Source organism: Kitasatospora sp. NPDC056446 (assembly GCF_042796115.1).
GTDB lineage: Bacteria > Actinomycetota > Actinomycetes > Streptomycetales > Streptomycetaceae > Kitasatospora.
On the sequence record NZ_JBHTRF010000073.1, the window covers coordinates 1 to 25,915 of the forward strand.

Annotated in this window: 24 protein-coding genes; 10 read left to right on the forward strand and 14 right to left on the reverse strand. The window is 72.3% G+C overall.

Annotated elements, in window-relative coordinates:
• The first annotated feature begins 97 nt into the window (after positions 1-97).
• Positions 98-463 (forward strand): hypothetical protein, encoded by a 366-nt coding sequence (locus tag ACFQ6N_RS32025; RefSeq protein WP_380656728.1) that lies wholly within the window; start codon positions 98-100, stop codon positions 461-463.
• 175 nt (positions 464-638) lie between these two features.
• On the opposite strand, the gene ACFQ6N_RS32030 is transcribed toward ACFQ6N_RS32025, so the two are convergent.
• Entirely contained in the window at positions 639-1,241 is a 603-nt protein-coding gene (locus ACFQ6N_RS32030) for a hypothetical protein (protein WP_380656731.1), read from the reverse strand.
• A 521-nt stretch (positions 1,242-1,762) separates the two neighbouring features.
• Between ACFQ6N_RS32030 and ACFQ6N_RS32035 the strand changes: the two genes are divergently transcribed.
• On the forward strand, positions 1,763-1,969 hold the full coding sequence (locus ACFQ6N_RS32035; RefSeq protein WP_380656734.1) for a cold-shock protein: 207 nt from the start codon (positions 1,763-1,765) through the stop codon (positions 1,967-1,969).
• Positions 1,970-2,257: 288 nt separating this feature from the next.
• Here ACFQ6N_RS32035 and ACFQ6N_RS32040 read toward each other — a convergent pair whose 3' ends face one another.
• Together ACFQ6N_RS32040 and ACFQ6N_RS32045 are read right to left on the reverse strand one after the other, a co-directional pair.
• Complete coding sequence (locus ACFQ6N_RS32040) at positions 2,258-3,346, reverse strand: WD40 repeat domain-containing protein (RefSeq protein WP_380656737.1); 1,089 nt, start codon at positions 3,344-3,346, stop codon at positions 2,258-2,260.
• Positions 3,347-3,442: 96 nt separating this feature from the next.
• The gene (locus ACFQ6N_RS32045; protein ID WP_380656820.1) at positions 3,443-3,988 is read right to left on the reverse strand and encodes a MarR family winged helix-turn-helix transcriptional regulator; all 546 of its coding nucleotides are present in this window, start codon (positions 3,986-3,988) and stop codon (positions 3,443-3,445) included.
• A gap of 118 nt (positions 3,989-4,106) precedes the next feature.
• Here ACFQ6N_RS32045 and ACFQ6N_RS32050 point away from each other — a divergent pair, with 118 nt between their 5' ends.
• Both ACFQ6N_RS32050 and thpR read left to right on the forward strand, forming a co-directional pair.
• The gene (locus tag ACFQ6N_RS32050) at positions 4,107-5,693 is read left to right on the forward strand and encodes an MFS transporter (RefSeq protein WP_380656740.1); all 1,587 of its coding nucleotides are present in this window, start codon (positions 4,107-4,109) and stop codon (positions 5,691-5,693) included.
• Positions 5,694-5,834: 141 nt separating this feature from the next.
• Complete coding sequence (gene thpR / locus ACFQ6N_RS32055; protein WP_380656743.1) at positions 5,835-6,452, forward strand: RNA 2',3'-cyclic phosphodiesterase; 618 nt, start codon at positions 5,835-5,837, stop codon at positions 6,450-6,452.
• A gap of 113 nt (positions 6,453-6,565) precedes the next feature.
• Here thpR and ACFQ6N_RS32060 read toward each other — a convergent pair whose 3' ends face one another.
• Positions 6,566-7,717: an ATP-binding protein gene (locus ACFQ6N_RS32060; protein ID WP_380656746.1), complete on the reverse strand. Its 1,152-nt coding sequence runs from the start codon at positions 7,715-7,717 to the stop codon at positions 6,566-6,568.
• Positions 7,718-8,154: 437 nt separating this feature from the next.
• Between ACFQ6N_RS32060 and ACFQ6N_RS32065 the strand changes: the two genes are divergently transcribed.
• Positions 8,155-9,189, forward strand: coding sequence for a serine hydrolase (locus ACFQ6N_RS32065; RefSeq protein WP_380656749.1), 1,035 nt, complete (start codon positions 8,155-8,157; stop codon positions 9,187-9,189).
• A gap of 228 nt (positions 9,190-9,417) precedes the next feature.
• Complete coding sequence (locus ACFQ6N_RS32070) at positions 9,418-10,614, forward strand: FAD-dependent oxidoreductase (RefSeq protein ID WP_380656752.1); 1,197 nt, start codon at positions 9,418-9,420, stop codon at positions 10,612-10,614.
• A gap of 79 nt (positions 10,615-10,693) precedes the next feature.
• Here ACFQ6N_RS32070 and ACFQ6N_RS32075 read toward each other — a convergent pair whose 3' ends face one another.
• From ACFQ6N_RS32075 to ACFQ6N_RS32085, 3 genes are all read right to left on the reverse strand, one after another.
• Entirely contained in the window at positions 10,694-11,659 is a 966-nt protein-coding gene (locus tag ACFQ6N_RS32075) for a phosphatidylinositol-specific phospholipase C (RefSeq protein WP_380656754.1), read from the reverse strand.
• 232 nt (positions 11,660-11,891) lie between these two features.
• Positions 11,892-12,614, reverse strand: coding sequence for a hypothetical protein (locus ACFQ6N_RS32080; RefSeq protein WP_380656757.1), 723 nt, complete (start codon positions 12,612-12,614; stop codon positions 11,892-11,894).
• A gap of 84 nt (positions 12,615-12,698) precedes the next feature.
• The gene (locus tag ACFQ6N_RS32085) at positions 12,699-13,931 is read right to left on the reverse strand and encodes a serine hydrolase domain-containing protein (RefSeq protein WP_380656760.1); all 1,233 of its coding nucleotides are present in this window, start codon (positions 13,929-13,931) and stop codon (positions 12,699-12,701) included.
• A 223-nt stretch (positions 13,932-14,154) separates the two neighbouring features.
• Here ACFQ6N_RS32085 and ACFQ6N_RS32090 point away from each other — a divergent pair, with 223 nt between their 5' ends.
• From ACFQ6N_RS32090 to ACFQ6N_RS32100, 3 genes are all read left to right on the forward strand, one after another.
• Positions 14,155-14,886, forward strand: a complete 732-nt coding sequence (locus ACFQ6N_RS32090) for a MarR family transcriptional regulator (protein WP_380656762.1) — start codon at positions 14,155-14,157, stop codon at positions 14,884-14,886.
• 297 nt (positions 14,887-15,183) lie between these two features.
• Complete coding sequence (locus tag ACFQ6N_RS32095) at positions 15,184-15,345, forward strand: hypothetical protein (protein ID WP_380656765.1); 162 nt, start codon at positions 15,184-15,186, stop codon at positions 15,343-15,345.
• Positions 15,346-15,518: 173 nt separating this feature from the next.
• Positions 15,519-17,273 (forward strand): hypothetical protein, encoded by a 1,755-nt coding sequence (locus ACFQ6N_RS32100; RefSeq protein WP_380656768.1) that lies wholly within the window; start codon positions 15,519-15,521, stop codon positions 17,271-17,273.
• A 275-nt stretch (positions 17,274-17,548) separates the two neighbouring features.
• Here the strand turns inward: ACFQ6N_RS32100 and zapE are convergent, their stop codons facing one another.
• The 5 genes from zapE to ACFQ6N_RS32125 form a co-directional block, all read right to left on the reverse strand.
• Positions 17,549-18,655, reverse strand: a complete 1,107-nt coding sequence (gene zapE, locus ACFQ6N_RS32105) for a cell division protein ZapE (RefSeq protein WP_380656771.1) — start codon at positions 18,653-18,655, stop codon at positions 17,549-17,551.
• A 334-nt stretch (positions 18,656-18,989) separates the two neighbouring features.
• A complete protein-coding gene (locus tag ACFQ6N_RS32110) occupies positions 18,990-20,654 on the reverse strand; it encodes an ABC transporter permease subunit (RefSeq protein ID WP_380656773.1) in 1,665 nt (554 codons plus the stop codon).
• Positions 20,654-21,622 (reverse strand): ABC transporter ATP-binding protein, encoded by a 969-nt coding sequence (locus ACFQ6N_RS32115; RefSeq protein WP_380656775.1) that lies wholly within the window; start codon positions 21,620-21,622, stop codon positions 20,654-20,656. The genes ACFQ6N_RS32110 and ACFQ6N_RS32115 overlap by 1 nt, the downstream gene beginning before the upstream one ends.
• Positions 21,623-21,625: 3 nt before the next feature.
• On the reverse strand, positions 21,626-22,390 hold the full coding sequence (locus tag ACFQ6N_RS32120) for a DUF4097 family beta strand repeat-containing protein (protein ID WP_380656777.1): 765 nt from the start codon (positions 22,388-22,390) through the stop codon (positions 21,626-21,628).
• A gap of 205 nt (positions 22,391-22,595) precedes the next feature.
• On the reverse strand, positions 22,596-23,918 hold the full coding sequence (locus tag ACFQ6N_RS32125; RefSeq protein WP_380656780.1) for a sensor histidine kinase: 1,323 nt from the start codon (positions 23,916-23,918) through the stop codon (positions 22,596-22,598).
• A gap of 34 nt (positions 23,919-23,952) precedes the next feature.
• On the opposite strand from ACFQ6N_RS32125, the gene ACFQ6N_RS32130 reads away from it, so the two are divergent.
• Entirely contained in the window at positions 23,953-24,612 is a 660-nt protein-coding gene (locus ACFQ6N_RS32130; protein WP_380656782.1) for a response regulator, read from the forward strand.
• A gap of 149 nt (positions 24,613-24,761) precedes the next feature.
• Here the strand turns inward: ACFQ6N_RS32130 and ACFQ6N_RS32135 are convergent, their stop codons facing one another.
• Together ACFQ6N_RS32135 and ACFQ6N_RS32140 are read right to left on the reverse strand one after the other, a co-directional pair.
• Entirely contained in the window at positions 24,762-25,121 is a 360-nt protein-coding gene (locus ACFQ6N_RS32135) for a DUF3052 family protein (RefSeq protein WP_380656785.1), read from the reverse strand.
• A gap of 98 nt (positions 25,122-25,219) precedes the next feature.
• Positions 25,220-25,822: a TetR family transcriptional regulator gene (locus tag ACFQ6N_RS32140; RefSeq protein ID WP_380656788.1), complete on the reverse strand. Its 603-nt coding sequence runs from the start codon at positions 25,820-25,822 to the stop codon at positions 25,220-25,222.
• Between the last annotated feature and the right edge of the window lie 93 nt (positions 25,823-25,915).

Sequence of the window (25,915 nt, forward strand, 5' to 3'; positions counted from 1 at the left end):
GGAGGACCGGGCGGCCATTCTCCTGGAGCCATCAACGGCAAACACCCATCAGCCACACCCGGTCCTCCCGGACCGCCAACCATTCTTAAGGACACCGATGATCAGCAAGCGCACCGCCGTCCGCCTCGTCGCCGTGGCCGTCGCCGCCACCGCCGGGCTGGGCCTCAGCACCGGGATGGCGTCGGCGAACACCACCTACCCGGCCAACGTCCCCGGCTGTGCCGGGGGCATGGTGGTCTCGTTCTACAACGGGCACGACCACGTGCAGGGCTACGCGACCTCCACCACCGGCGACGCCTGCAGCGTGGTCCTCCACCAGTCGAACGGCGGGAGTTCGAGCAACTGGACCAACATCCCCCGTGACACGGCGTGGACCGACACCCTCCTGGACGCCGGGATCACCTCGTACGTCACGGTGTGCAACGGCGACCTCGGCCGGTGCGCCACCAGCGCGTCGTACTGACCGGCGCCGCCGGCCCCGTCCTGGTCCACCCTCGGGGGAGTGGACCATGACGGGGCCGGTGCCGCTCCCCGGAACCGCACCGCGCCCGGCGCCGCCCTTGTGGCCGTACGGACGCCAGGCACGGATGGCCCTCACCACGCACGGTGGTGAGGGCCATCCGAGGGAGCGGGGCCGGTCAGCCGCGCAGGTGGTAGGTGTTGGCGAAGCCCGAGGTGCTGCAGGTGTTGACCTGGCTGAGTACCTGGTCGAAGGTGAAGCCGGCCGGGACGGTGCACGCCCAGAGACCGTTGGACGGCGTGCGCAGGTGGTAGGTGTTGGCGAAGCCCGAGGTGCTGCAGGTGTTGACCTGGCTGAGTACCTGGTCGAACGTGAAGCCGTCCGGCAGGGTGCACGCCCAGAGGCCGCTGGACGGCGTGCGCAGGTGGTAAGTGTTGGCGAAGCCCGAGGTGCTGCAGGTGTTGACCTGGTTGAGCACCTGGTCGAAGGTGAAGCCGGTCGGCAGGGTGCAGGCCCAGAGACCGTTGGACGGCGTGCGCAGGTGGTAGGAGTTCGCGAAGCCCGAGGTGCCGCAGGTGTTGACCTGGCTGAGCACCTGGTCGAACGTGTAGCCCGTAGGCACGGTGCACGCCCAGGTGTTGTCCAGTCCGGTGGTGGTCGTCTCGGTCGCGCGGGCCGGTGGCGCGAGGAAAATCGAGCAGGCCGCGACCAGCAGGGCCAGCAGCGCCGCCAGGCGGGACCAGGCCCCGGCTCCGGCGGTAGAGCGGTCAACTGTGCGCATCAGCAAACCTCTTCCTCTCCCCGTCGATCTGACGCCGCGACAAATGGGCGGCCCAGTACGGGGTTTGTGGGGATCGCCGGGCGTCCTCCCGGCCGCCGCAACGTATCCACCGGTGTCCGCGCGTCGCGAGCCTGATTTTGGCCATACCATGAACTCGGCCGGTTCTCCGGCCCGCCGGCCCGTCCTCCACGGAACCCACGCGACCGCGCCGACGGAACAGCCGGACGGCACGGGCCCTACCCGCGCCGGCGAAGGCCCGCGTGCCGGCCGGCAAGGCTCCGCATGTCGCCGGGACAAAGGCGCATCGGCCCTGTCGGCGAACCCCTGTCGGCGAACCCCAGCCGGCGAAACCCTGCCGAGCCGAACCCCTGCCGAGCCGGATGCCCCGATGCGGGTTGCAGAGGCGGACGAGGAGTTTCGTAATCCGCATCGGCAGGGAAGTGATCGGTGGTCGCAGCCGAGCCAGGCCTGCGGCCGGTGCGCGATGGCGCGCCGTGGCATGGGACGAGGGACAGGCACTGATGGCAACAGGCAAGGTGAAGTGGTTCAACGGCGAAAAGGGCTTCGGATTCATCGCCCAGGATGACGGCGGCCCCGACGTGTTCGTCCACTTCTCCGCAATCCAGAGCACTGGATTCAAGGAGCTGAACGAGGACGACAGGGTCGAGTACGACGTCGTCCAGGGCCCCAAGGGGCTGCAGGCGGAGAACGTCGTCCGCCAGAGCTGAGCCGGCCGGCGCCGGTCACATCCCGATGAGCTCGATGGCGCCCGGCAGAAGGTCGTGCTCGCGGTACCAGTCGCGCAGTTCCCGCTCGGTGGCGGCGGCCAGGTAAGGACACGATCCGCGCCGCCGCCGAGAGGGACGGGGTGGAACGGGCCGTCGTGGCCGCCGTGATCGCCGACGGCGACCGCATGCTGCTCCTGCGGCGCCCGGCCGGCGAGAGGCCCTGTCCGGTGGACTCTCCCGACTGGCCGGGTGCGCAGTGGTTCTGCCGGTCGGACGGGAGACGAGGCACTACTGCTCCGTGAGGCGCCAGGTCTCCACGCGCTTGTCGTACCCGCCGGTGGCGATCCGCAGTTCGCCGGCCACCTCGATCTGGCACAGGGCGCGCACCCAGCCGCAGCCGAACGGCCCCCCGTAGTACTGGGCGCCGCCCACGGTGCCCACCCGCTCTCCCGTGGTCGGGTCCCAGAGCTTCACGCCCGGCCCGTCGCCGGCGGAGGCGAGCAGGTGCCGCCCGGCGACCTCGATCTGGCACAGGGCGTGCAGCCAGCCGAAGTCGTCCTCCATGACGCGGAGTTGCTCCCCGGTGGCCGGGTCCCACAGCCGCACCTTCTCGTCGATCCCGGCCGAAGCCAGCAGGACCCGGTCCGCGGCCTGTATCCGGCACAGGGCCGTCGCCCAGCCGTCGTGGCCGGTCAGCACCCGGACCTGCTCGCCCGTGCCCGGGTCCCACAGCCGTATCGTCCGGTCCCCGTGGGCCGAGGCGAGCAGTTCCCTGCCCTCGGAGGGCACCGCGCACACTGCCATGACCCCGCCGGCGCCGGGCTCGACGACCCGGACCTGCTCGTCCGAGCCCGGGTCCCACAGCCGGACCGCCTCGTCGTCCCCGCCGGCGGCCAGCAGCACCCTGTCACCCACCCGCACCTGGCACACCGTGCGGACGATGGCCCGCGACCCCCTGAGGGCGGACACCAGTGCGCCCGTGCCCGGGTCCCACACCCGTACCATCCGGTCGCCCCCGCCGGAGGCCAGCAAGGGGCGGCCGTCGACCTCGACCTCGCACAGGGTGTTGACCCACCCGCCGTGCCCCTTCAGGAAGCGGACCAGGTCCCCCGTGTCCGGGTCGCCGATCCTGATCAGCTGCTGGGAGCCGGCGAAGGCCAGCAGGGGCCGATCGCCGACCCGGATCTGGCAGACGGCGCTGAACCTCGGGGCGAGCTTCTTCGTCACCACCTTCCGCGCGGTGAGCAGAACCACCACGACCGCCAGTGCGGCGATGAGCGCCTCCGTCACCGACAGCACCCCGAACACGGCCAGCACGACGAAGCCGGGCACCAGCAGGCGCACCCGGAGGATCCCGAACACCACGATGTGCAACACGCGCGGAAGGCCCGCTTTGACCGCCGCCATCCCGGTCCCCTTCAGAAGACCTGACAAAGTGTCAAGTGCTGGAAATTTCAAGGCACTCAGGCGACCCTAGTGCCCGGAGCCGACACCTGCACCCGATGCGCCCGAACCGGGACGGACGGTTGTCGCCGGTGCCGCCGGTGCCGCCGGGTCCGGTTCGGCGAGGTGGGCGTCCATGGTGACGTTCAGGTCGGTCATGAACTGCTCGAACTGTTCCAGGAGTCGTGGCGGATGGAGGGACATCGTGGCATCGAGGCGGCGGGCGAGCGGGCCGAAGAACTCGTCCGCCCGTTCCTGGATGTGCGGGCCGCTGTGCAGGGTGACGATGCGCCGGTCGGAGTGCTCGCGGGTGCGGGTGATGTGCCCAGCGGCTTCGAGGCGGTTCAGGAGCGCGGTGGTGGCGCCCGTGGACAGGGAGATGCGCTCGCTCAGCCGGGCCGGTGACAGGGGGGTGCCGCGTTCCTCGGCGGCGGCGATCTCCAGCACCGCGGTCGCGTCGGTGGAGTGCAGGCCCAGCCATGCCGCGAAGCGCCGGCTGAGTTCGGCGTAGTGGCTGCCGTAGATCCGCAGCCCTTCCATCAGCCGCTCACGCCGCTCCGCGACCTCGTCGCCCATCGTTTCCTCCACCTGCACCTGGCCTGCCACCTCTGCTCTCCCGCCGGGCGTCCGCGTGGGCTGCCCGCTTTGACAACCTACCTCCACCACTTTACCTTCACCATGGAATTACTTCACCATGGAGGTATCGAGCATGCGCGACCCGTCCCGGACCGACGACACGACCACCGAGCCCTACCGATGGCGGTGGCTGATCCTGGTCGCGATGCTCGTCGCCGAGATCATGGACCTCCTCGACGCCTCGATCGTCAACGTCGCCGGACCTGCCCTGGAGGAATCGCTCGGCGCCGGCTCCGTCGGCCTCCAGTGGGTGATCGGCGGCTACGCCCTCACCCTCGGGGCCGGGCTCGTGCTCGGCGGCCGGCTCGGCGACCGCTACGGGCGCCGCCGGATGTTCCTGATCGGCCTCGCCGCCTTCACCGCCACCTCGCTGCTGTGCGCCGCCGCGCCGGGCATCGGGACACTGATCGCCTTCCGACTGCTCCAGGGCACCGCCGGGGCGATGCTCCTGCCCCAGGGGCTCGGCCTGCTGCGGGAGAACTTCTCCGGACCCGAACTCACCAAGGTCTTCGCGGTCTTCGGCCCCGTCCTCGGCCTGGGCGGCATCATCGGCCCCGTGCTCGGCGGCTTCCTCATCGAGGGCGACTTCTTCGGCCTGGGCTGGCGCTCGGTGTTCCTGGTCAACCTGCCCATCGGCATCACGGCCCTGATCGTCGCCGCGATCTTCGTGCCCGAGCGGCCCGGCAACCGCACCGTGCGGATCGACGTGACCGGCGCCGCCCTGGTCGCGGCCTCCTGCGCCCTGCTGGTCCTGCCCCTGAACCAGGGGCAGCAGGACGGCTGGCCGCTGTGGACCTGGCTGTGCATGGCCGCCTCGGTGGCCGGGTTCGCCCTGTTCGCCGCCCAGCAAAGGCGCGCCGCCGCCGCGGGCCGCGAACCACTGGTCACCCCCGGCCTGCTGCGCAAGCCCGCCTTCACCGTCGGGCTCGGCGGCATCGCCCTCTTCTTCGGCGGACTGATCGGCACCCAGCTGGTGCTGACCCTGTTCCTGCAGATCGGCCGGCACTTCACCGCCGGGGACGCGGGGCTCGGCAACCTGCCGCTCGCCGTGGGCACCGCCATCGGCGGGGCCGTCAGCGGCGCGTTCCTCGCCGACAGGATCGGCCGCAAGGTGCTGCAGATCGGCCCGCTGGTCCAGCTGGCCGGTGCGGCCGTGCTCTGGTTCGAGCTGGACAGCCTCACCCCGGGCCCGTTCTCGATCCGGGACATCGCCCCCGGTGTGACGCTGGCAGGCGCCGGAGCGGGCATGGTGATCGCCGCCCTGTTCAGCTTCGTCCTCGCCGCGGTCGACGACGACGAGATCGGCTCCGCTTCCGGCGTCCTGTCGGCCGTCCAGGCCATCGGCGGGTCCATCGGCGTCGCGGTCTTCGGCTCGGTGTTCTTCGCCCGGGCCAGGACCGACGACTTCACCGGCGGATTCAATCATGCGCTGATCGTCCAGGCATGCCTGCTGGCGGCGTTCCTCGGGATCACCTTCCTGCTGCCCGAGAAGGGCCGCCCCGACGACGGGCAGCACGGTGCCACCGCCGAGCCCGTCACCACCGCCGAAACCGTCACCAGCTCCGAACGCGCCACCACCGCCGAAACCGTCACCGGCTCCGAAACCGTCACCGGCTCCGATGTGGACCGGCACCACACGGTGTGAGGCCCGGCTGGGGGCAACCACCCACCGGAGGGACAACCCCGGTCGGCAAGGCCCCCGCCCGCCCTGCCGATCCCCACGGAGCGGTGCTTCCTCCGCGCACCCGCGTCCGCCGGGAAGCGGGCGGGATGCTAGAAATCCCTGGTGGACGATTCCCCCGAGCCTTCGACCCTGCGCGTCTTCGTGGCGCTGGCGCCGCCCGACGACGCCAAGGACGAACTGTCCCGGGTCCTGCAGCCCGCGTACGCCAGGTACCAGCGGCTGCGGTGGAACCGGATCGAGGACTGGCACATCACCCTGGCCTTCCTCGGTGAACTGCCCTCCACGGCAGTGCCGTTGCTGAGGTCCGTACTGGCCGGCCCGGCGGCGTCGCGCCCCGCCCTGAGCCTTTCCCTGCGCGGCGGCGGCCACTTCGACGAGCGACTGCTGTGGAGCGGGATCGACGGGGACCTGGAGGGACTGCACCTGCTCGCCGCCGAGGTCCGGGAGCTGGTCAGGTCCTGCGGGATCGAGTTCGTGGAGCGCCCGCTGCGGCCCCATCTGACCCTGGCGCGGGCCCGCCGTGACGATCCCACCAGCGTGCCGCGGGCCGCGGCCGGGCTCGCCGGGTTCGAGGGCCGGCCGTGGCAGGCCGAGCGCCTCCACCTGGTCGGCAGCAACATCGGCCGCGGGCCCGGGCCGATCCGCTACCGCGACATCGAGGCGTGGCGGTTCGGCACGGCGGTCCGGTCCGGGGGCGACGGCGTTCCCACCGAACCGTAGCCGGGCGGCGGACGGCTCCGTGCTCGCGAGGCCCGGCAGCCCAGGCGTGGATCCCAGGCCGGGGCAGCCCCGCCCTGGGATCCAGCGTCCTCCGTGCCCTCGGTGCGCTGCCGTCAGTGGCGGCCAGCTGTCGCGATCCGGGTGAGGACGGCTGCCGCCTGCGCCGGTTCGGCGCGGAGCCAGGCGGCCAGGTGCTCCCGGACGGCCTCGGCGACGCAGGCGCGGACGGGCTCGTTGCCCAGCCAGTCGCGGATGGACCCCCCGTACTCGGGGTGATCGAGCTTCACCGACACGATCGCGGTCAGGCCCGCGCCGATCTGGGCGGGGGTGAGGTCGGGATCGGACGGGGCGAGCAGGCGGTGCTCGCGGGCGTGGGCGGTGAGCGCGGCGGCCAGGCCGTCGCGGAAGCCGACTTCGTGCGTTCCGCCGCCGGTGGTGGGCCGGCTGTTGGCGTAGCTCGCGACCCGTTCCTCGGGGGAGTCGCACCAGCGCAGGGCGACCTCGACGCTTCCCCCCATGCCGGGGTACTCGCGTTCGAAGGCGATCACGTCCGGGTGGACGGGTGTGCCCTGCTCCGCGATGCGGTCCCTCGGTCCGCCCGGGAAGCGGAAGCGGACGGCCCGGGGTGCGCCGGGGTCGCGGTCGTCGGTCAGGGTGATGTCCAAGTCCCGGTTCAGGAAGGCCAGTTCCTTGAAGCGTTCGGCCAGCGCGTCGAACGAGAACTCCAGGGTCTCGAAGATCTCGGGGTCGGGCCGGAAGGTGATCGTGGTCCCGCTGCCGTCGGCCGGTCCGGTGCGGCTGGGTGTCGCGACGGCCACTCCGCGCTCGTACTCCAGTACCCAGTGGGCGCCGTCGCGCCGAACCTCGGCGGTCAGGCGCTCCGACAGGGCGTTGACGACGGCCGGCCCCACGCCGGGGTAGCCCTCGAACAGCGAGCGCCGGTTGACGGGCAGTACCCCGCACCCGAACACGGTCAACCGGTCCTCCAGCGAGGGGCCGTCGCCGTGGCCGGCGTGCGCGACCGGCAGGCCCGCGCCGTCGTCGGCGACGCGGACCCCGCCGTCGGCGGTGAGGGTGATCTCGACACGGCCGGCGGTGCCGCTGAGTATCCCGTCCATCGCGGGCTCGGCGACCTCGAACACCATGTGCTGCAGGCCGCGTTGACCGACCGATCCGATAAACATTCCGGGCCGCTTCCGAATGGCCTCCAGGCCCAGCAGAACCACGATCGTGCCGGCGTCGTACGCCGTGGAATCCTCGCTCATGATGTCCCCTCCGAGGGTGTCCGACAGAGTGCGCCCAGCCTAGAAGATTTACGGGAAAACACCAGGTCAGAGCAGGTTTGACGAGGCCGCAGGCGGGCTCCTGGGAGGCGATCCCGAGCACCCGGCCGGGACGGTTTCGCACGACCGCCGCGACACCGCCGAGACCCCTTGGGGGCCGTCTGAGGCACTGTTCCGGGCGGCCGCGAGGCCACCGGTTCAAGGAATTTTCCGCGTGGGCCCGGCGCGGTCGTGGACGATGGGTGAGCCGCCCGGCGCGGCGCGGGGCGGCCGGTGGCGGCTCGGGGACGGGTGTTGGCTCGTCGGCCAGTCGTCGGCCAGTCGTCGGCCAGTCGTCGGTAGGAGAGGGGACGAGGTGTTAGGAAACGTCCACCCTGCCCTCAGGCTGTTCAAATCGGCGCTCTCTAGCGTCATCCGACATGACGAAGCGAAGCGTCCCCCTGGCAAGGCTGCTGGCTCCCGTCAGCCTTCTCGCGGCCGCCGGGATCATCACCGTGGCCCTGCATGGGCATTCCGGCTCTGTCGAGGCCCGGCCGCCCATGTCCGTGGTGGGCGACTCGGCTCCTTCCTCCTCCCCTTCCCCTTCCGTCTCGATCGCCGAGGACCCCTCCGCGCCGGTGGTCCCCTCGGCAAGCACCCCGGCCGGCCCGACCACCCCGGACACTCCAGCCACCTCAGCCACCCCAGCTGTCCCGGCGACTCCAACTACCCCGACCACCCCGGCCGTCCCGGCGACCCCGACCGCCGACTCGGCCCTGCACTCCGCCGCCGCGCAGGCCGGTGGCGCGGTTTCGGTGTCGGTCACCGACCTGGCCACGGGGCAGTCGCTCACCTTCGGTGCGCCCGGGCACGCGTTCGCCACGGCCAGCATCGTCAAGGTCGACATCCTCGCCACGCTGCTGCTCCAGGCCCAGGACCGGGGCGCCGGGCTGACCGCAGCGCAGCAGGACCTCGCCACCACCATGATCGAGAACAGCGACAACGACTCGGCGACGGCCCTGTGGAACGAGATAGGCCAGGAGGGCGGCCTGGACGCCGCCGACCAGCGGTTCGGGATGACCTCCACCGCAGGTGGCACGGACGGCTACTGGGGCCTCACCGCCACCACCGCCGACGACCAGTCGCGGCTGCTGCGCCAGGTCTTCACCGGCGACTCGGTGCTCTCGTCCGGCTCGCGCGACTACATCCGCTCTCTGCTCGGCCAGGTGGAGAGTGACCAGCGCTGGGGTGTGAGCGCGGCGGCGACCGGCGGTGGCGCGTACGCGGTGAAGGACGGCTGGCTGCCGAGGGAGGCGGACGGCCTGTGGGTGATCAACAGCATCGGGACGGTCGAGCGGGACGGGCACGAGCTGCTGGTCGCGGTGGTCTCGGACGGCAACCCGAGCGAGTCCGCCGGCATCTCCCTGGTGGAGTCGGTGGCGCAGGCTGCCGCCGCTTCGCTGGGCGGGAGTTGAGGCGGGAGTCGTGGGGGAGCTGAGGCGGGAGCTGAGCGGGAGCCGAGGGGGGAGCCGGGCCGACGCCGCCGTGCTAGGGTCGTCGGCGCTGTTGGAATGCGCGAAAAATCCGCTCCCGAATGGTGTTTCCGAGCGGCACCCCGCGTGGTGTTCGTTCCTCTCCGAGGAACCCGGTGCTTCCTTCGTCGTCATGAACGAAGGCAGAGGACTGTGCACTTTCCATATCGTGTGATCATCATCGGGGCTGGACTGGGCGGGCTCGCGCTCGCCCACCGTCTGCGTAAGCGGGGGATCCACGTCGCCGTCCACGAGCGCGACGCCCACCCCGGGGCCCGGCCGCAGGGCTACCGCATCCAGCTCGACGAGCCCGGCCTGACGGCTCTGCGGGAGTGCCTGCCTGCCGCGCTCTTCGAGCTCTGCCTGTCGACCGCAGGCGCGCCCCCCGCCCGGGTCTCGGTCCGCAACCGCCACCTGGACATCTTGGCCGACAGGGCCACAACCCGTGCAGACTCCGGCACCGCCGACGTGCCGGGCCCGCGCGCGTTCGACCGTCCGACGCTGCGCCGGATCATGCTCCACGGGCTGGACGGCCGGGTGCACCACGGCGCACGGCTGACCGCCTACCGGCACGAGGACGACGGCAGGGTCACCGCGTGCTTCGCCGACGGCCGGACCGCGACCGCCGACCTCCTGGTCGGCGCAGACGGCGTCAACTCGGCGGTGCGCCGGCTCCTGCTGCCGGAGGCCAGGGTCGAGGACGCCGGGCTGCGGCTGGTCTACGGCCGGATCCCGCTGGACGGCGACACCCGGAAGAGCCTGCCGCCCTGGGTCTTCGAGAGCATCTTCACCGTGGTCACCGACGGCCCGGGCAGCGCTCATCTCGGCCTCGGCCCGGTGGAGTTCGGCACCCGCCCCGACCGGTCGGGGCGCGCCCGGACCCCGTCCGTCGAACTCCCCCCGACCGGCGACTACGTCGCCTGCATGGTCGGCGCTCCGGCCGGACACCCCCGCATGCCGGCCTTCGAGGACCTGCGCGCACTCACGCCCCCCGCGCTGCGCGACCTCGCGCTCGGCCTGATCGGCGGAGGGTGGCACGAGGACGTTCACCGCCTGCTGGCCCGCTGGGACACCGCGTCGCTCTTCCCCCTGCGGATCTCCACCGCCCTCCCCGTGCCCGCCTGGGAACCCGGCCGGGTCACGCTGATCGGCGACGCCGTCCACGCGATGAGCCCGGTCCTGGCGATGGGCGCCAACACGGCCCTGCGCGACGCCGCCGAACTCGGCCGGGAACTGGCCGACGCGGCCGGACCCGGCGAACCGCTGGTACGCGCCGTGGGCTCGTACGAGAGCCGGATGAGGGACTACGCCTTCCCGATCGTGGCCGACTCCCGTCGAACCGGCCGCGACCGGGTCGGCCAACGCTGACCCGCACCACCCCGCCGGCCCCGCCGCAGGCCCCGTCGCAGGCCGGGGGCCTGCGGCGGGGCCGGCGGACGGCGCCGGGTCAGCGGCCGATGAAGTTCTTGGCGATCAAGAGCTCCAGGACGTTCGTGTGAAAGTCGGGAAAGTCCATCGGGACGATGCCGAAGTGGGTGGCCTGGTTCTTCCGGGCGTCCAGGTACTCGAAGACCGGCGGCATGATGGAGGCGGCGTTGAGCTTGGGCCACTTCCCGCCGGCATAGCTCGTGAAGTTGATGTACATCTGGGCGGCGTTCTGGTGGTAGAAGGCCTGGTCGAACTGGCTGACGATGGCCCGGACCTTCCCGTCGGTGCCGACGTCCTGGTAGTTGTCCTGAGTGTTCATCAGGTCGGAGTTGCCCCAGTGCATCACGTCCCAGCTGGAGTCGGAGCTGGTGTCGAAGTCGGCGAGCAGAACGATCTTGCCGCGGGCCTCGCCGAGGGAAGGCCACCGAGGGGCGGTCCAGAACAGGTTGCGGTAGCCGAAGCCGTCCAGGTGGTACTGCATGCGGCGCAGGAACTCGGGCGAGCTGATCGGGTTGCTGCCCGCGTTCTCGTTCCTGATCCGCATGACGATCGCCTCACGCGGCGACTGCTTGAAGAAGGCCCGGCACTGGTCCAGCACCATGGCGAGCGTGCTGCCCTGGTAGAACCGGTCGTGGAAGACCCCCAGCCAGTTCTTGGTCTCACGGTCGTTCAGGGGGAAGCGCTGGCAGCGGATGTCCAGGAAGCGCACGCCCCGTTCGAGCTGCTGCGGGACGCCCCAGTTCTGGGTGTGGGACCACTCGGTGCCGTTCGACGGATCGGTGCAGCAGCTGTCGTGCGTACCGGGGATGGTCAGCTCGGTCAGCTTGAGGCCGTTGGACAGTCCGGCCATCCAGTTGACGCTGTTCCACGAGGCTGCCGCGGCCGGTGTCGCCGTCGCGGCGAGGCCGAGGGCGGCGGCGAAGGCGCTGCCGCCCAAGCCGGCGGCCAGCTTCAGGACTTCACGGCGATCCGGGTTCAGAGACATGGGGCCCTCCGCATGTTCGGGCAGCTGTCGCTGCCTCCGTACTGCGGACCACGGCGGGTGGGTACGGATGGGTTCAGCCGCAGGCGTCCGGCGGGAAAGGGGATCGCGTGGTTGGCGTCCTGTCAGCGCTCGACCGTCCGTCGACAGGCCGTCCCGCCGTCAGCCCCGGCCGCCCTGGCGCGGGCCCTGACCGGCGAAGCCGCCGAGGTGCACCGGCCGCTCGACCGGGTGCCTACTCGGCGGCTGTCATCGCGTCGCGGATGCGGCGAGTCCGGTTGGCGGCGTCGGCTTGGCCGAGTGTGGTCGGACTCCCTTGGGCCGAGGGCGGGAAGCTCACGGACCCTGCGGTGTAGTGGTCGACCCAGATGCAGAGGGGCATGACGATGAGCGCCTCGGTCAGGACGCCGCACGTGAGCCTGCCCTGCGGGTCGTGCGGGTCCCGGGCGTCGACGTCGGCCGGCGGCACCGGCCACGTGGTCCTCGGGGACTGCATCGCGGCGATCGCGGCCGCCGCGACCGCGTCCGGGTCCGCGATGGTGCCCCAGGCCCCGCCGATGGTCATGATCCCGCCGGAGTCGGTGACGTACCTGGCCACCAGGCTCCCGTCGAAGCTCTCGTAGCCGGCGGGCTGCGGGCCCGCCGGGTGGCCGGCGCGGACGTCGGCGGGGCCCTGGGCGCGGTAACCGCCGGGAAGCGACTCCGGAGCGGTCAGCCGCAGCGAGCCCGGTGCCGCCGGTGAGGCCTGTGCCGCCGGTGTGGTCGGCGCGGCCTGTGCCGCAGGTGCCGCACTGGCGGTACCACCGGCGGAAGTATCGGCGGAGCCACCGGCCATCGTCGGAGCCGCCTCGTGAGCCGGTGAACCGCCCCCGCAGGCTGCCAGTGCCCCCACCAGCAGAACCGCGACCCCGGCTCTCGACACGGCCTTCACCACGCGCGCACCCACCCCTGTCCTCATGATCACATGGTAGGGGTGTTCACGAACCGGAGCGGTCCGCGACGGCGGTCCGGACAGCTCCCCCAGGCCGTACCGAACGTCTCCTCAGCCGGTGGTGGTGGGGGCGCCAGGGCAGAACTCGGCCTCCAGTTCGCTGGTGAAGATGCCGACCGGCGAGCCCCAACTGCCCTTCGCCCAGTCGCCGTTCACCTCGGTGGAGAGCAGGTGGCGGCCGTCGCGCGTCCCGAAGGTGTAGGACCAGGACCCGTTGATCGCGCCGCCCATGCCCCACACCGTGGTGCAGGACAGCTTCTGCGAGGCGATGCCCAGGCCGTACATGGTGTCCGGGATCCAGTGGCCCTGCGGGTCGAGCACGGTGAACATCTCGCTCTGCTGCGCGGCCGGCAGCAGCCGCCCTTCCAGCAGCGCGCGGAAGAAGGTGTTGAGATCGCCGGTGGTGGAGATCATGTCGCCGGAGGCGTACCCCCAGGAGGGGTTGAGGTCGGTCACGTCGTAGACCGGGGCGTCGGCGTCCAGCAGCATCAGCTTGGAGTAGTGGCGCCCGTGCGGGCCGTGGATGCGCATGTCGCCGGCGGTCGGCTCGTAGGTGTTCCCGAGGTGGAGCGGCCCGGTGATCCGCTCGGCGATCTCCTGGGCCAGGCCGCGGCCGGCGGCCTTCTCGACGATCAGCCCGGCGAGCACGTAGTTGGTGTCGGAGTAGGCCCAGCCGGTGCCCGGGGCGAACTTCGGCCCGTTGGCGACGGCGGCCTCGACGAGCTGTCGCGGCGTGAGGTCGTCGAAGCGGTGCCGCAGGAACGGCGGGCCGACGAACTCGGTTCCCAGCTTCGGGTCTTCGGCGTAGTTGAAGACGCCGCTGGTGTGGTTCAGCAGCTGGCGGACGGTGATCCGGGAGCCGTCGTAGCCGTTGCCGTCCAGCAGGCCGGGGAGCCAGTGCTCGACGCTGTCGTCCAGGCCGAGCCGCTGCTCGGCGGCCAGTTGGAGGACGACGGTGGCGACGAAGGTCTTGGTGGTGCTGCCGATCCGGAAGCGGTCCTGCGGCGTGATCGCGCGGCCGGTGTTCACGTCGGCGGTGCCGGCGGTCCCGAACCAGGTCGAGTCGCCGACCCGGACCTCGGCCCGCGCCCCCGGCAGACCGGCCTCGGACACCGCGCGGTCGAGCACGGACCGGACGCCGCCGTGCGGGCGCCGGTCGGCGGAGGCCGCCGGCGCGGCCGAGGCGTCGGAAGTGGCCGAGACGGTCGGCGCGGCCGCCAGCAGCGGGCCGGCGAGCGCGGCGGTGATAACGGCGGTCAGAGCGGCGCGGACGGTGGTCTTCATGGTGGTCTCCCCCTGAGCACGATCGGTTTCGCTGTCGAGGAAAAGGCTAGGCCGCTGTTCGCGGCTCCATCAATGCCCCGCACACCCATCACGCCTATACCACCAGGTAGATGACGGTAATTCCTTGCAATGATCGTGCCGACTAATGCAATGAGTCGACGTTCGAGTGTTGCAATGGAGTCAGGGGCGACCGCATACTCGGCAGCGACGAGAGGAGCCGCCCGTGCCAGGCGCCAGACTGACCCCGGATGAGCGCCGCCTGATCGCCGCCGGGCTCACCGCGCGACTGGGCTATGGAGAGATCGCCCGGCAGCTCGCGCGCCCCACCTCCACGGTCACCCGCGAGATCGCCCGCAACGGCGGCCCGTCCGGCTACCGGGCGGACAACGCGCAACGCGCCACCGTACGGCGCTCCCGGCGGACCAGGACCGCCCCGCCCCGCGTGCCGGAGGGCAGCGCGAGCGCGGGCGACGGGCGCGATCCGGCCGCGGTGGAGGAGTACGCGACGCAACTCGCCGACCTGCTGGCGAACCTCGGCATGCCGCGCATGGTGGGCCGGGTCCTCGGGTGCCTCTACGTCACCGACTGCGGCAGCCTGACCGCCGCCGAACTGGTGCAACGGCTCGGAGTGAGCCCGGCGTCGGTCTCCAAGGCGATCGGCTACCTCGAAGGCCAGCAGCTGGTCCGGCGCGAGCGGGATGACACCGCCCACCGCGAGCGGTACGTCGTCGACGACGACATCTGGTACCGGGCCCTGCTCGCCAGCGCCCGACGCAACACGCTGCTGGCCGAGTTCACCCGCAGCGGCGCGGACCTGCTCGGCACGGCCACACCCGCCGGAGCGAGGATGGCCGAGGCCTCCGCCTTCCTGGAGCACATGGGCGCGGACATCGTCCGCGCCGCCCAACGCAGGCGACGCCGGCAGCCCGGTACCGTTGCGCCGCCCGGGCCGTGACGGTGTGCGTGCCTGACGCCTGACTGATCGTTCAGAATGAGTTCGGCTCAGGGGCCCGCCAGTTGAGGTGTTCGGACGGTTCTACAAGCGGAGCCTGACGTCCCCGACCGCTCGTGGCCGAATCGTGCCAGGACCCGTTCCGTCCACCTGGCAGGCCTTCCAGCGCGCCAGGGCGGCGACGAAGCTTGTGTTCGTCGCCGGGAGCACCGACCGGACGACAGCACCAGAGAGCAGCCACCGCGGGGCGCGCAGCCGGCGAGCCATCGTCATCCCGACTTTCCCAGAGGTCACACCACCATGCTGCGAATCCATCTCATCCAGACCGCCGCGGTCGCCTCGCTCGCACTTGCCGCAGCCGTCGCGGCTGTCGGCCCCCAAGCGGTCGATACCGACCGGCGCGGCACCACCGTCGCAGCCGCGGCTCCGGAGCCGCAGCGCGACAGCATCATCCGGGAGTAGCCGCCCGGCGGCTTCGCCGCGTCACACCGCGTTACACCGCGCACTTTGCACCGTCGACTCCGCACCGCCTACGTCGACCCTCCAGTGTCCGGGCCCCACCCTTCGGCCGGTCCGGCGGTTCCGCATGCCCTGGAGCAGGCCGCCACTCCACGACCCACCCTCGGAGAACCCGCATGTCCATCGCCATCCGTCGCGCCGTGCGCGCCGCGTCCGTCCTGCTCGTCGCCGGCCTGCCCACTCTCACCTTGGGTGCCTCCTCAGTGCATGCCCAGTCGGTCCCGACCGCCACACCGGGCGCCACGTCAGGCACCGCGTCGGGCAGCTCCACATCCGGTACCAACGACAAGGGCAGCCCAGGCCAGGGGTCGCCCGACCTGGGCAAGGCGCAGGGCGCACCCGGTGCCGGCCTGTCCGCCCTGGCGGCGGCCCCGCAGGTCAGCCGCTCCGAGGCCATCACCCGGGCCAATTCATGGGTGCCGCTCGGCCTCGACTACAGCTGGACCAGCTACCACAACGGCTACCGCCAGGACTGCTCCGGCTACGTCTCGATGGCCTGGAAGCTGAGCACCCCCGGCCTGGACACCACCAGCTTCATCCCCGCCGGTGTCGCGTCAAGGATCTCCAAGGAGGAACTCAAGCCCGGCGATGCGCTCCTCAACGACGCCGCCGGCGCCAATGGCCACGTCGTCCTGTTCGACCGCTGGGCCGATGCCACCCACAGCGCCTACGTGGGGTACGAGTTCAGCGGGAGCGGCGTCCACCACCGGACGATCCCCTACCCCTACTTCCCCGGCTCCATCCCCGCGGGCACCAGCTACAAGCCGGTCCGTAACAACAGCATCGTCGACGACGTCACCCCTCCGACCCCAGACCCCACTCCCTCGGGTACGTCGCCTTCTGTGGCGACCGTGTACAACCCGGACACCGGGACGACCGAGGCGTTCGCCGTCGGGACCGACGGGATCATGGCCCACACCTACAGTACGGGGGGCGCTCCTTGGGCGGCCTGGTCCACGTTCGACCCGTCGTTCCGTTTCGCGGGTAGTCCGGCTGCCGTCTACAACCCGGTGAACAAGGTCACGGAGGTCTTCGCCACCGGTACCGACGGTGTCGTTTCCCACAACTACCTGTTCAACGGCGGCCAGTGGAGCGGCTGGAGCACCCTCGGCCCGGCCTTCCACTCCGGGAGCAGCCCCACCGCGGTCTTCAATGCCGTCACCAACGCGATCGAACTCTTCGGTATCGGCACCGACGGCGTCATCAACCACACCTACAACATGAACGCCGGAGCCTGGGCCGGCTGGCAGCCGATGAACAAGGACTACAAGTTCATGGGCCGTCCCTCCGCGGTCTACAACCCCGACACCAGGACTGCCGAGGTCTTCGGCACCGGCACCGACGGCGTCATCTCCCACGCCTACAGCACCGGTGGCAGCGCCTGGTCCGACTGGTCCACCTTCGGCCCCGACTACCGCTTTGCCTCGAACCCGGCTCTGGTCTACAACCCGGTGAACAAGGTCACGGAGGTCTTCGCCACCGGCACCGACGGTGTCGTTTCCCACAACTACCTGTTCAACGGCGGCCAGTGGAGCGGCTGGAGCACCCTCGGCCCGGCCTTCCACTTCAACGGCAGCCCGACCGCTACCTACAACGCCGCGACCAGCGCCATCGAACTCTTCGGCACCGGCACTGACGGCGTCATCAACCACAACTACAACATGAACGCCGGCGAATGGGCCGGATGGGAATCCCTCGACACCGGCTACAAGTTCACCGGCACCCCGACCACGGTCTACGAGTCCGGCACCAACGCGGCCGAGGTCTTCGCCATCGGCACCGACGGCACCATCTCCCACGCCTACAACATCAACGGCAGCCGCTGGAGCCAGTGGTCCTCCCTCGGCGGCTGGAAGTTCAAGACCAGCTGAACACGGTTCATGCTCGCAGGCCGGCCGCCGACAACCCGTCGGGCGGCCTGCCTGTCGTGTCTGAAACGGTCGGTAGGAGACATCGCGCGGTCGCCACGAGGTACGACAGCCTGCCGTCCGCTACGAGGCCGTGGTGCTGGTCGCAGCCATCGGAGAGCGGCCGCGACCGGCACCTGCGCGTCACTTGGCAGCCTGACCCCCGCCGGGGACGTCCCCACGCCCTGGCACTCCGGCTGGTGCTCCGGCAGGGCTCCCGCCGGTTGCCCGGTGGGCGCTCAGCCGGCGGCCTCCCGAGCCGGCCGGCTCAGCAGGGCGAGGCGGCTGGCGGTGCGGTCCAGGTCGCGCATGAGGGTGGAGTCGGCGGGGAGGCCGGCGAGCGGGTCGGCGCCGATCAGGACCAGGCGGACGTCGCGGTCGCAGCAGACGTCGACCAGGTTGGCGAAGCGGCGGCGGCCGTCGGGGGACGCCTTGGTGAGCGGTGGGACGCCGTCGAGGACGATGGTGGGGAAGCGGTCGGCGAGCGCGAGGTAGTCCGCGACGGCGGTGAGGCCCTCGCACAGCTCCTGGAAGTCGAGCCACACGTGGTCCTCGCGGACCGCCCGGGCCGACAGCTCACGGTGGTGGCCGGCCACCGGACCCGCTTCCCCGGGCCGGGGCGGAGTGAGACCGGCCGAGGTCTCCTCGCCGGGGCGCAGACGGGCGCCGAGGCCGAACCCGTGAGCGCGGTCCGACCGGGGCCGGCGCCGGAAGTCGACCGGCCCGGAGACGTCGAGCACGTCCATCCGCTCCTCGATCAGCCTGATCGTCGGCTCGAACAGGTGGTGGTACAGCGGGTCGGGCATCAGCCCGGCGGGCGGGTAGTTGGACGTGGTGACAAGGGTGATCCGCCGGTCCAGCAGGGTGCGCAGGAGCCGGGCGACCAGCATCGCGTCACCCGCGTCGTGGGCGTGGAACTCGTCGAAGACGAGGATCCGGCAGTCGCCGAGCAGCTCGTCCACGGCCCGGTCCACCGCCGCGCCGTCGGCGGTCCGGCTCTCCGTCATCCGGCTCTCGGCGGTCCGGCTCTCCGAGTGGTGGGCGACACCCTCGTGCAGCCGGCGGAAGAAGTCGTGGAGGTGCAGCCGCCGCTTGAGCGGGGTCGGCAGCCCGTCGAGGAAGGTGTCCACCAGCCAGCTCTTGCCCCGGCCGACCGGGCCCCAGAGGTAGAGGTGGCGCGGACTGCGGCGCAGCCGCCAGGCCGGATGGGCCAGCTCGCCGGCCAGCCGGCTGAGCCGTTCGACCGGGAGCTCCTGGGCGGGGTCGAGCGTGAAGCCGCCCTGCCCTGCGGCCCGGTGGAAGTGCCCACGCATCGCCTCGTACTGCTTCCGCGTCCTGTCCGTCACGGATCCGGACCCTAGCAGGGCATCAGAACCACCAAGATCACCGGGAGTTGCCTGGTCATCGGCCCCTTCACAGCTCCGGCGGCGCGCGGCGTGACGTGACGGGACATGGCGGGACGTCCCGCCGCGCGGCCGACGGCGATCGCCAATGGCAGGCTGTCGACCAGTGGAGAGGGAGCGGCCCTGCCGCAGTACCGGCAGCCCGCCTGCCGGACCGCTCGGCCGTGCCGACGTCGGCTGGAGCGGCGCCCGGACGGTCGGACCGGGCGCCGCTCCGGGGGCCTGGCGAGGGGGCGTACCGGGTCGGTGGCAGGGCGGCAGGGCGGCAGGGTGGAGCTCAGCGGTTGGCGCGGCGCAGGCCGTCCACGCCGAGTGCCGCGAGGGCGAGCACCACGGCGGCCGCCGCCACCGCGACCGGTGCGGGGCCCCTGTCAGGGACCACGCCGAGGTAGTCCACCTCCGCGATGCGGTTGGACATCGCGTACCAGAGCAGCGGGTAGAGCGCCTGGAAGAGCCGGGGCCCACGGCTGACGATCCCGCACAGCACCGCCAGCGAGGGCACCACCAGGGCGCCGGCCAGGGCCGCCACCGCCGCCCCGGTGTCCCCGGCGGCGGTCAGCCGGACCACCGGCACCACCGAGACGGCCAGCGCCACGCCGATCCCGCCGAGCAGTGCGGCGAGCAGTCGGCGCCCCGCCGCAGGGCAGGCGGCGAGCAGGTCGTCGATGCTCCCGGCACCCGCGTGGTTGCCCATCCGGGACCAGAGCAGCACCGGCCAGAGCATGGAGACCGCCAGCACCGGGTGGGAGACGTCCTCGATCGGGACGATCGCCGCGATCACCGCGAGGGCGAGCGCGCCGACCCACCACAGCCGCATCCACCGTAGCAGGACGCGCAGTTCGCCGACCAGGGCGGGCAGGAAGGACGAGCCCATTCGGGGCGGGGTCATCAGTGCCGGGTCGAGCCCGAACGAGGCGCCGGGGCCGGCCGCCGGTGCGGGCTCGTCCTGCGCCGCGCCCGCCGAGCCCGCCGGGAGCACCACGCTCACCACGCTCACCACGCCCGCCGCGTTCACCCTGCCGGACGGGTCGAAGCGGCGGAACCAGGGCACCGCCAGCAGGCAGACCACCAGCGAACCGACGGTCAGCAGACCGGCGTTGGCCAGCGGGCCGCCGCCCAGGACGCCGCCGCCCAGGTCGCCGCCGCCCTGGACGCCGGGGCCCAGGTCGCCGGGGCCGAGGCCGCTCCATTCGAAGACGACCGGGGTCTTGTCGCCCGAGGTGAGGCCCACCCCGAAGCGCACCGCGTCGGCCGGGTGCCCGGCGCTCTCGATGGCCCGGCGCATCGACGCGCCGATCCGGCTCATGCTCAGCAGGTCGTAGCCGCCGGACGCCTGGGAGGCCGTGACACCGACCAGCCAGACCACGAACCAGACCAGCGCGCCGACACCGCCGCGCAGGCCGGGCACGGTGTCGAAGAGCACCGCGCAGGCCGCGACGAAGGCCAGCAGCGGCAGCGTGACCAGGACGAACGGCAGCAGCAACCGGACGGCGTCCACGCTGTACGACTCGCCCTTGAGCAGCTGCACGCCGACGGCGGTGACCGCGAGCGCGAGCAGCATCGAGCCGAGGAGCAGCAGGTTGCCGCAGAACTTGCCGAGCAGGTAGGACACGCGGGTCATCGGCGTGGCGGCGAGGATCTGGCCGACCCCGCTGCGCTCGTCCCCGGTGACGGTGCCGCGGGTGATGCCGAAGCCCGCGAGCGCGAGCCAGACCGCGCCGCCGAGCGCGGTGACGGTGCCGACGTAGCCGCTGGTGTAGAGGCCGCGGTAGCCGCTGACCTGGAAGATCTGCCATGTGGACGCGCCGCCGGCGCCGCCGGCGCCGACCGGGGCGGCCAGCAGCCCGAGGGCGAGGGTGCCGAGCAGCACCACCAGGTACGCGGGGCGCCGTCGGCGTTCCCGGAAGTCGGCGAGGGCGAGTGCTCCGATGGTGCCGCCCATCACCGCACCATCGCCTGGTGGGCGGCCGGGGCCGGGGCCGGGGCCGAGGTCGGGGCCGGGGCCGGGGCCGAGGTCGGGGCCAGGGCCGGGGCCGGGGAGGAGCACAGCAGCAGGTACGCGTCGTCGAGCCGGGGCGGGACCTGCTCGGCGTGCCGCGCGGGCTGCTGTGGGGAGAGCACCCGGGCGCGGACGCCCTGCGGGGTCCGGGTGGTGCCGCCGAGGACGAACCGTGAGCGCAGTGCCGGGATCCGGTCGGCGGCGACGGTGACCTCCCAGACCGAGCCCTCGGCGAGCCGCAGCAACTCCTCGGGGGTGCCGTGGTGCAGCAGCCGGCCCTGGCCCATGACGGCGATCCGGTCGGCGGTGGCGGCCACGTCGGAGACGATGTGGGTGGAGAGGATGACGATCCGTTCCGTGCCGAGCCCGGTGAGCAGGTTGCCGAACCGTATCCGCTCCTCCGGGTCGAGGCCCAGGGTGGGCTCGTCGACGATCAGCAGCCGGGGGTCGTTGAGCAGTGCCTGGGCGATGCCGACGCGCCGGCGCATACCGCCCGACATCGAGCCGAGCCGCTGCCCGGCCGCGCCGGAGAGGTTGACCAGGTCGAGGAGCTCGTCGATCCGGGCGGTCGCGGACCGGCCCCGCAGTCCCTTGGCCGAGGCCAGGTAGGAGAGGAACTCGCGGGCGGTCAGCTGCGGGTGGACGCCGAAGTCCTGCGGCAGGTAGCCGACGGTCCGGCGCAGCGCCCCGGGCTGCTCCGCGATGTCGACGCCCTGCCAGAGGACCCGCCCGGAGGTGGGCTTGGTGACGGTGGCCAGGACGCGCATCAGGGTGGACTTGCCGGCGCCGTTGGAGCCGAGCAGGCCGAGGACGCCGGGCCGCAGGGTCAGGGAGAAGGAGTCCACGGCGCGCTTGCCGCCACGGTACTCCTTGGTCAGGTCGAGGATCCGGAGTTCCGGCGGTAGTTCCATCGGTCAGTCCTTCGTGTTGACGCGGACGATGCCGGCCTTGGAGGCGGCGGTGACGGTGTGGGCGGAGTCCGGGGCCTCTGCGACGTCGATGTGCGGCTTCGACGAGCCGGCGGTCGCCGAGACGTGGTAGCGGGTGCCGTCCTCCGGCAGCCGGACCGTGACGCTTCCGGTGTTCGACTCGGCCCTGACGCTGTCGGGCGCCTTGTCGAAGGCGAGCTTCACGCTGCCGTGGTCGTTGGCCGCGTCGACGGCGGGGGAGGAGAGGCCGGCGGCATCGATGCGGCCGGAGCCGGTGCGTACCTTCAGCGGGGCGGAGGCGTTGTCGATCTGCACGCTGCCCTGGCCGGTCGTCACATCGAGCGCGCCGTCGAGGCCCCTGGCGGTGACCCCGGCGGAGCCGCTGCCGTTGACGGTCACCGCCGTTCCCTTCGGGATGCGGACGGTGAACTCGGCCCTGCAGTTGAGCACGATGCCGCTGCACCTGCCGGAGAGCCTCAGCGTGCCGCCGTCCAGCACCCAGGAGGCGTTGCCGTCCTTCGCGGCCTGGCCGGCCAGTCTGCGGTCGGCCCTGACGGTCGGACCGTCGGCCGGCAGCAGGGTCACGTCCTTGTCGGTGTCCAGCGTGAGGTGATCGCCCTGGACGCCGAAGTCCCGGGATTCAGTGCGGGGTTGAGCGTCCAGGTCGTCGCTCACGCCGCAGCCTGTGAGGGCGATGGCCAGTGCGCTGATCGGGGCCGTCCAGGCCCGCCCGGCGGTCGACTTCTTCATGCCGCCATGCTCCCGGCGGGGCCGGGGCGTCCACATCTGCCGTTCGGGAGAGATCGGCGGGGTATCTCGTCCCTTCGGCCGAGGAAGCGGCCTCGTCCGTTCGGTGGGTCCTCCTCCCTGCCGTCGTCCGCCCGGCCGGTCCCCCTGCCGGCCGTCCTCCGCCCGGCCAGGGTCACAGGTGCGGGCAGCGGGGTCCACGCGGTGGTTACGAAGTGGGCCCCGCCGCCGCCGGGGCGGGCGACCGCGGGCCGTCCAGCGGCAGGGTCACGGTGACCCGCCAGCCGCCGTCCCCGGCCGGTCCGGCGGTGAGTTCACCGCCCAGCCCCGCGACCCGCCTGGCGAGCTCCCGGATGCCGGTGCCGCCACCCTCCCGATCCACCGTCGCGCCGTCCGGACGGGCACCCGGGGGAGCCGGCTCGTTGCCGACCACCACCCGCAGCACCGGCCCGGTGCCCGCCGGGGCCACCCGCTCCGCGGTGACCACCACCCGGGGCGAGGCGGGGGCGTGCCGCCGGACGTTGGTGAGCGCCTCCACCACCACCCGGTAGCCGACCGAACCGACCTCCTCCGGCAGGCCGCCCAGGATGTCCAGGGCGTCGGGGGCGAGGTCCAACCGGGCCGGGATCACCCCGGTGCGCCCGAACCGCTCGACCAGGGCGGGCAGTTCCGCCAGCGAACGGGCCCTGCCCCCGGCGCCCACCCCGACCGGGCCCGGTCCCTCCCCGGCCGGGCCAGGCGGTACACCGTCCTCGCCCCGGTCCGCCCGCCGGCCCTCCGCCAGCTCGCCCAGGATCCGGATCGTACGGTCCATCGACTCCAGCGCCTGGACGCCCGCGCTCTCGATCTGCGGCAGCAGCGCGAGCGCCCGCTCCGGCGACTCCTTCGCCAGCAACCGGGCCGCCTGGGCCAGCACCATCACCCCGGTGACGTCATGCGCCGCGAAATCGTGCAGTTCCCGGGCCACATGGAGGCGCTGGGCGCGCCGCTCGGCGACCACCGCGAGCCGCCGCCGGCTGTCCAACGACCGCAGATAGCAGGACGCCCCCACGGCGGCCACCGCCACCAGCCCCCACACCACGCACAGCCCGATCGTCTGCCCGGGCCCGGCCGGCGGCTCGATGGTCAGCGCGATCCGCAACGGCAGCAGGGCGGTGGTCACCGACAGGACCAGTGCCACGGCGGCGGCCAGGACCGGTCCCGGCCCGCGGACGGCGGGCACGGTGACCGCCAGCAACGCGACCGACTCGGCCACCATCCACAGCGCCGAGGTGTTGTCGGCGGGCCCCTGGTAGCGCGACGTCACATACAGCGAGACCGCACAGGCCACCGGCACCGCCGCCAGGACCCTAACCCCCGGCCGCCCCGGCGACCACACCACCAGCACCGCGGCCGCCAGCACCGCCACCACCGTCGAGCACCGGAGCAGCACCGAGATCGACGAACTCCCCGTCACCGCAGCCGAAATGGCGGCGACCGCGAGCAAGCCCGCACCCGCCGGCCGCCCCGCCCTGGCGATTCGTCTCGTCATGTGAGCGGATGCTATCCCGTGCGAGGATCACACCATGACGACGCGCATCGTGGTCGCGGACGACCAGAGAACCGTGCGGGACGGCTTCCGTCACATCCTCGACCTGCAACCGGACATGGAAGTCCTGGGGGCGGCGGGTGACGGCCACGAAGCACTGGAACTCGCCCGCTCGCTGCACCCGGACGTCCTGCTCGCCGACATCCGCATGCCGCGGATGGACGGCCTGGAGCTGACCCGCCGGCTGGCCGAGGAGGCGCCCGGCATCCGGGTCGTCATCGTCACCACCTTCGACCTCGACGAGTACGTGCACTCCGCGTTGAAGGCCGGCGCCTACGGGTTCCTGCTGAAGCGCTCCGGCGCGCCACTGCTCATCGAGGCGGTCCGGGCGGCGGTCGAGGGGGACTCGCTGATCAGCCCGCAGATCACCACCCGACTGCTGCGCAGCCTGGCCGGACCGCGCCGGGCGGAGAGGCCAGGGGCGGAGACGTCACGCGTGGAGAAGCTGACCCCGCGCGAACTGGAGATCGCCCGGCTGGTGGCGGACGGCCTGACAAACGCGGCCATCGCCGAGGAACTGTTCATCTCGCCCGGCACCGTGAAGACCCATATCGCCCACGTCCAGCGCAAGTTGACCGTGAACAACCGGGTGGGCATCGCGGCCTGGGTCTGGGACTCCGGCGCCCGCCACGGATAGCCGGCCTCACCGACCTGACTGTCCGATCCTCGCCGAAGCCATCTCGCCACCGCCCCGAAACAACCGGCCGGGATCCCAGGACCCCAGGGTTCCGTAGGTGACGGTCGCTGCCGCGCCGGCACCGGTGCCCGCCGGCGCCGGTGCCCGGATCAGGCGGGGCGGAACCGTAGGGCCGACCAGACCTCGTCGACGGCGACCTGCCGGACCGGCCGGACGCCGCGGTCGGCGAGAGCCTCGCTGAGGCTGTCCCGGTTGAGGTCGGTGCCGAGCTTCCCGGCCTTCGGGTAGGCGACCCAGGCCAGCTTGTCCTGTCGGGCCCCTTCGATCGCCGCGAGGGCGATGGTGTCCAGGTCCGCCCTGTCGCGCACGAACGCGACGATCACGTCCGCCGTCTCCGGTGTCTCGGCGGTCAGCACGCCCTGTGCCGTGATCGACGGCACCTCGTCCGGCCCGGCCAGGACCGCCAGTCGCTGGCCGGGTTTCATCTGCAACTTCGCACTCAGCTCCACCCGGCCAGTATGGGCGACGCCGCTCACCGGGCCTGCCCGCCCCGCTCCACCGGCGAGTGTCACCTGCGAGTGCCACCGGTATGCGGCCCGCGGCTGCCTCAGGGCTCGGCCAGGTACCCCTGTACGGTGCGTGCCAGCAGCGGGGCGAGCTGGTCCGCGGGCGCGGACGCGAGTGGTTCCACCTGGATCACGTAGCGTGCCATCGCCAGTCCGACGATCTGCGACAGCACCAGTTCCACCCGCAACTCCGGGTTTTCCAGGTCGAGTTCGCCCGCCAGTCGGTTCACGAGCTCGGTGGCCATGAAGCCCCGCACCAGAGCCGCGACCTCCTCGCTGGCCGCCGCCGTGCGCAGCAGTGCCAGCAGCCGGTCCCGTACGGCGGGCTGTTCCCAGAGTCCGAGGACGAAGGCGGCCACGCGTTCGCCGACGCGGGCCCGTTCGCCCGCGAGGACGTGTTCGACGACGGCCCGGGGGTCGACCGGGAAGTCGAGTGCGGCCAGGAAGAGGCGGTCCTTGGTGCCGAAGTAGTGGTGCAGCAGTGCCGCGTCCACTCCGGCCGCGCGGGCGATCGCCCGCATGCTCGCCTTCTGGTACCCGCGGGCCCCGAACTCCGCCCGCGCGGCTTCCAGTACCGCGCCCCGGGTGTCCTCGCCCCCGGGGCGCCGTCCGACCCGCTTCCGCTGCTTCCCCTCATCGCTCACGGGGCCATTGTCTCCGGCGGTGCCTGCGCGCTACGCGACCGGCACCCGCCCGCCGTCGGACCGGTGCCTGCGCGCCACTTGACCGGTACGTCC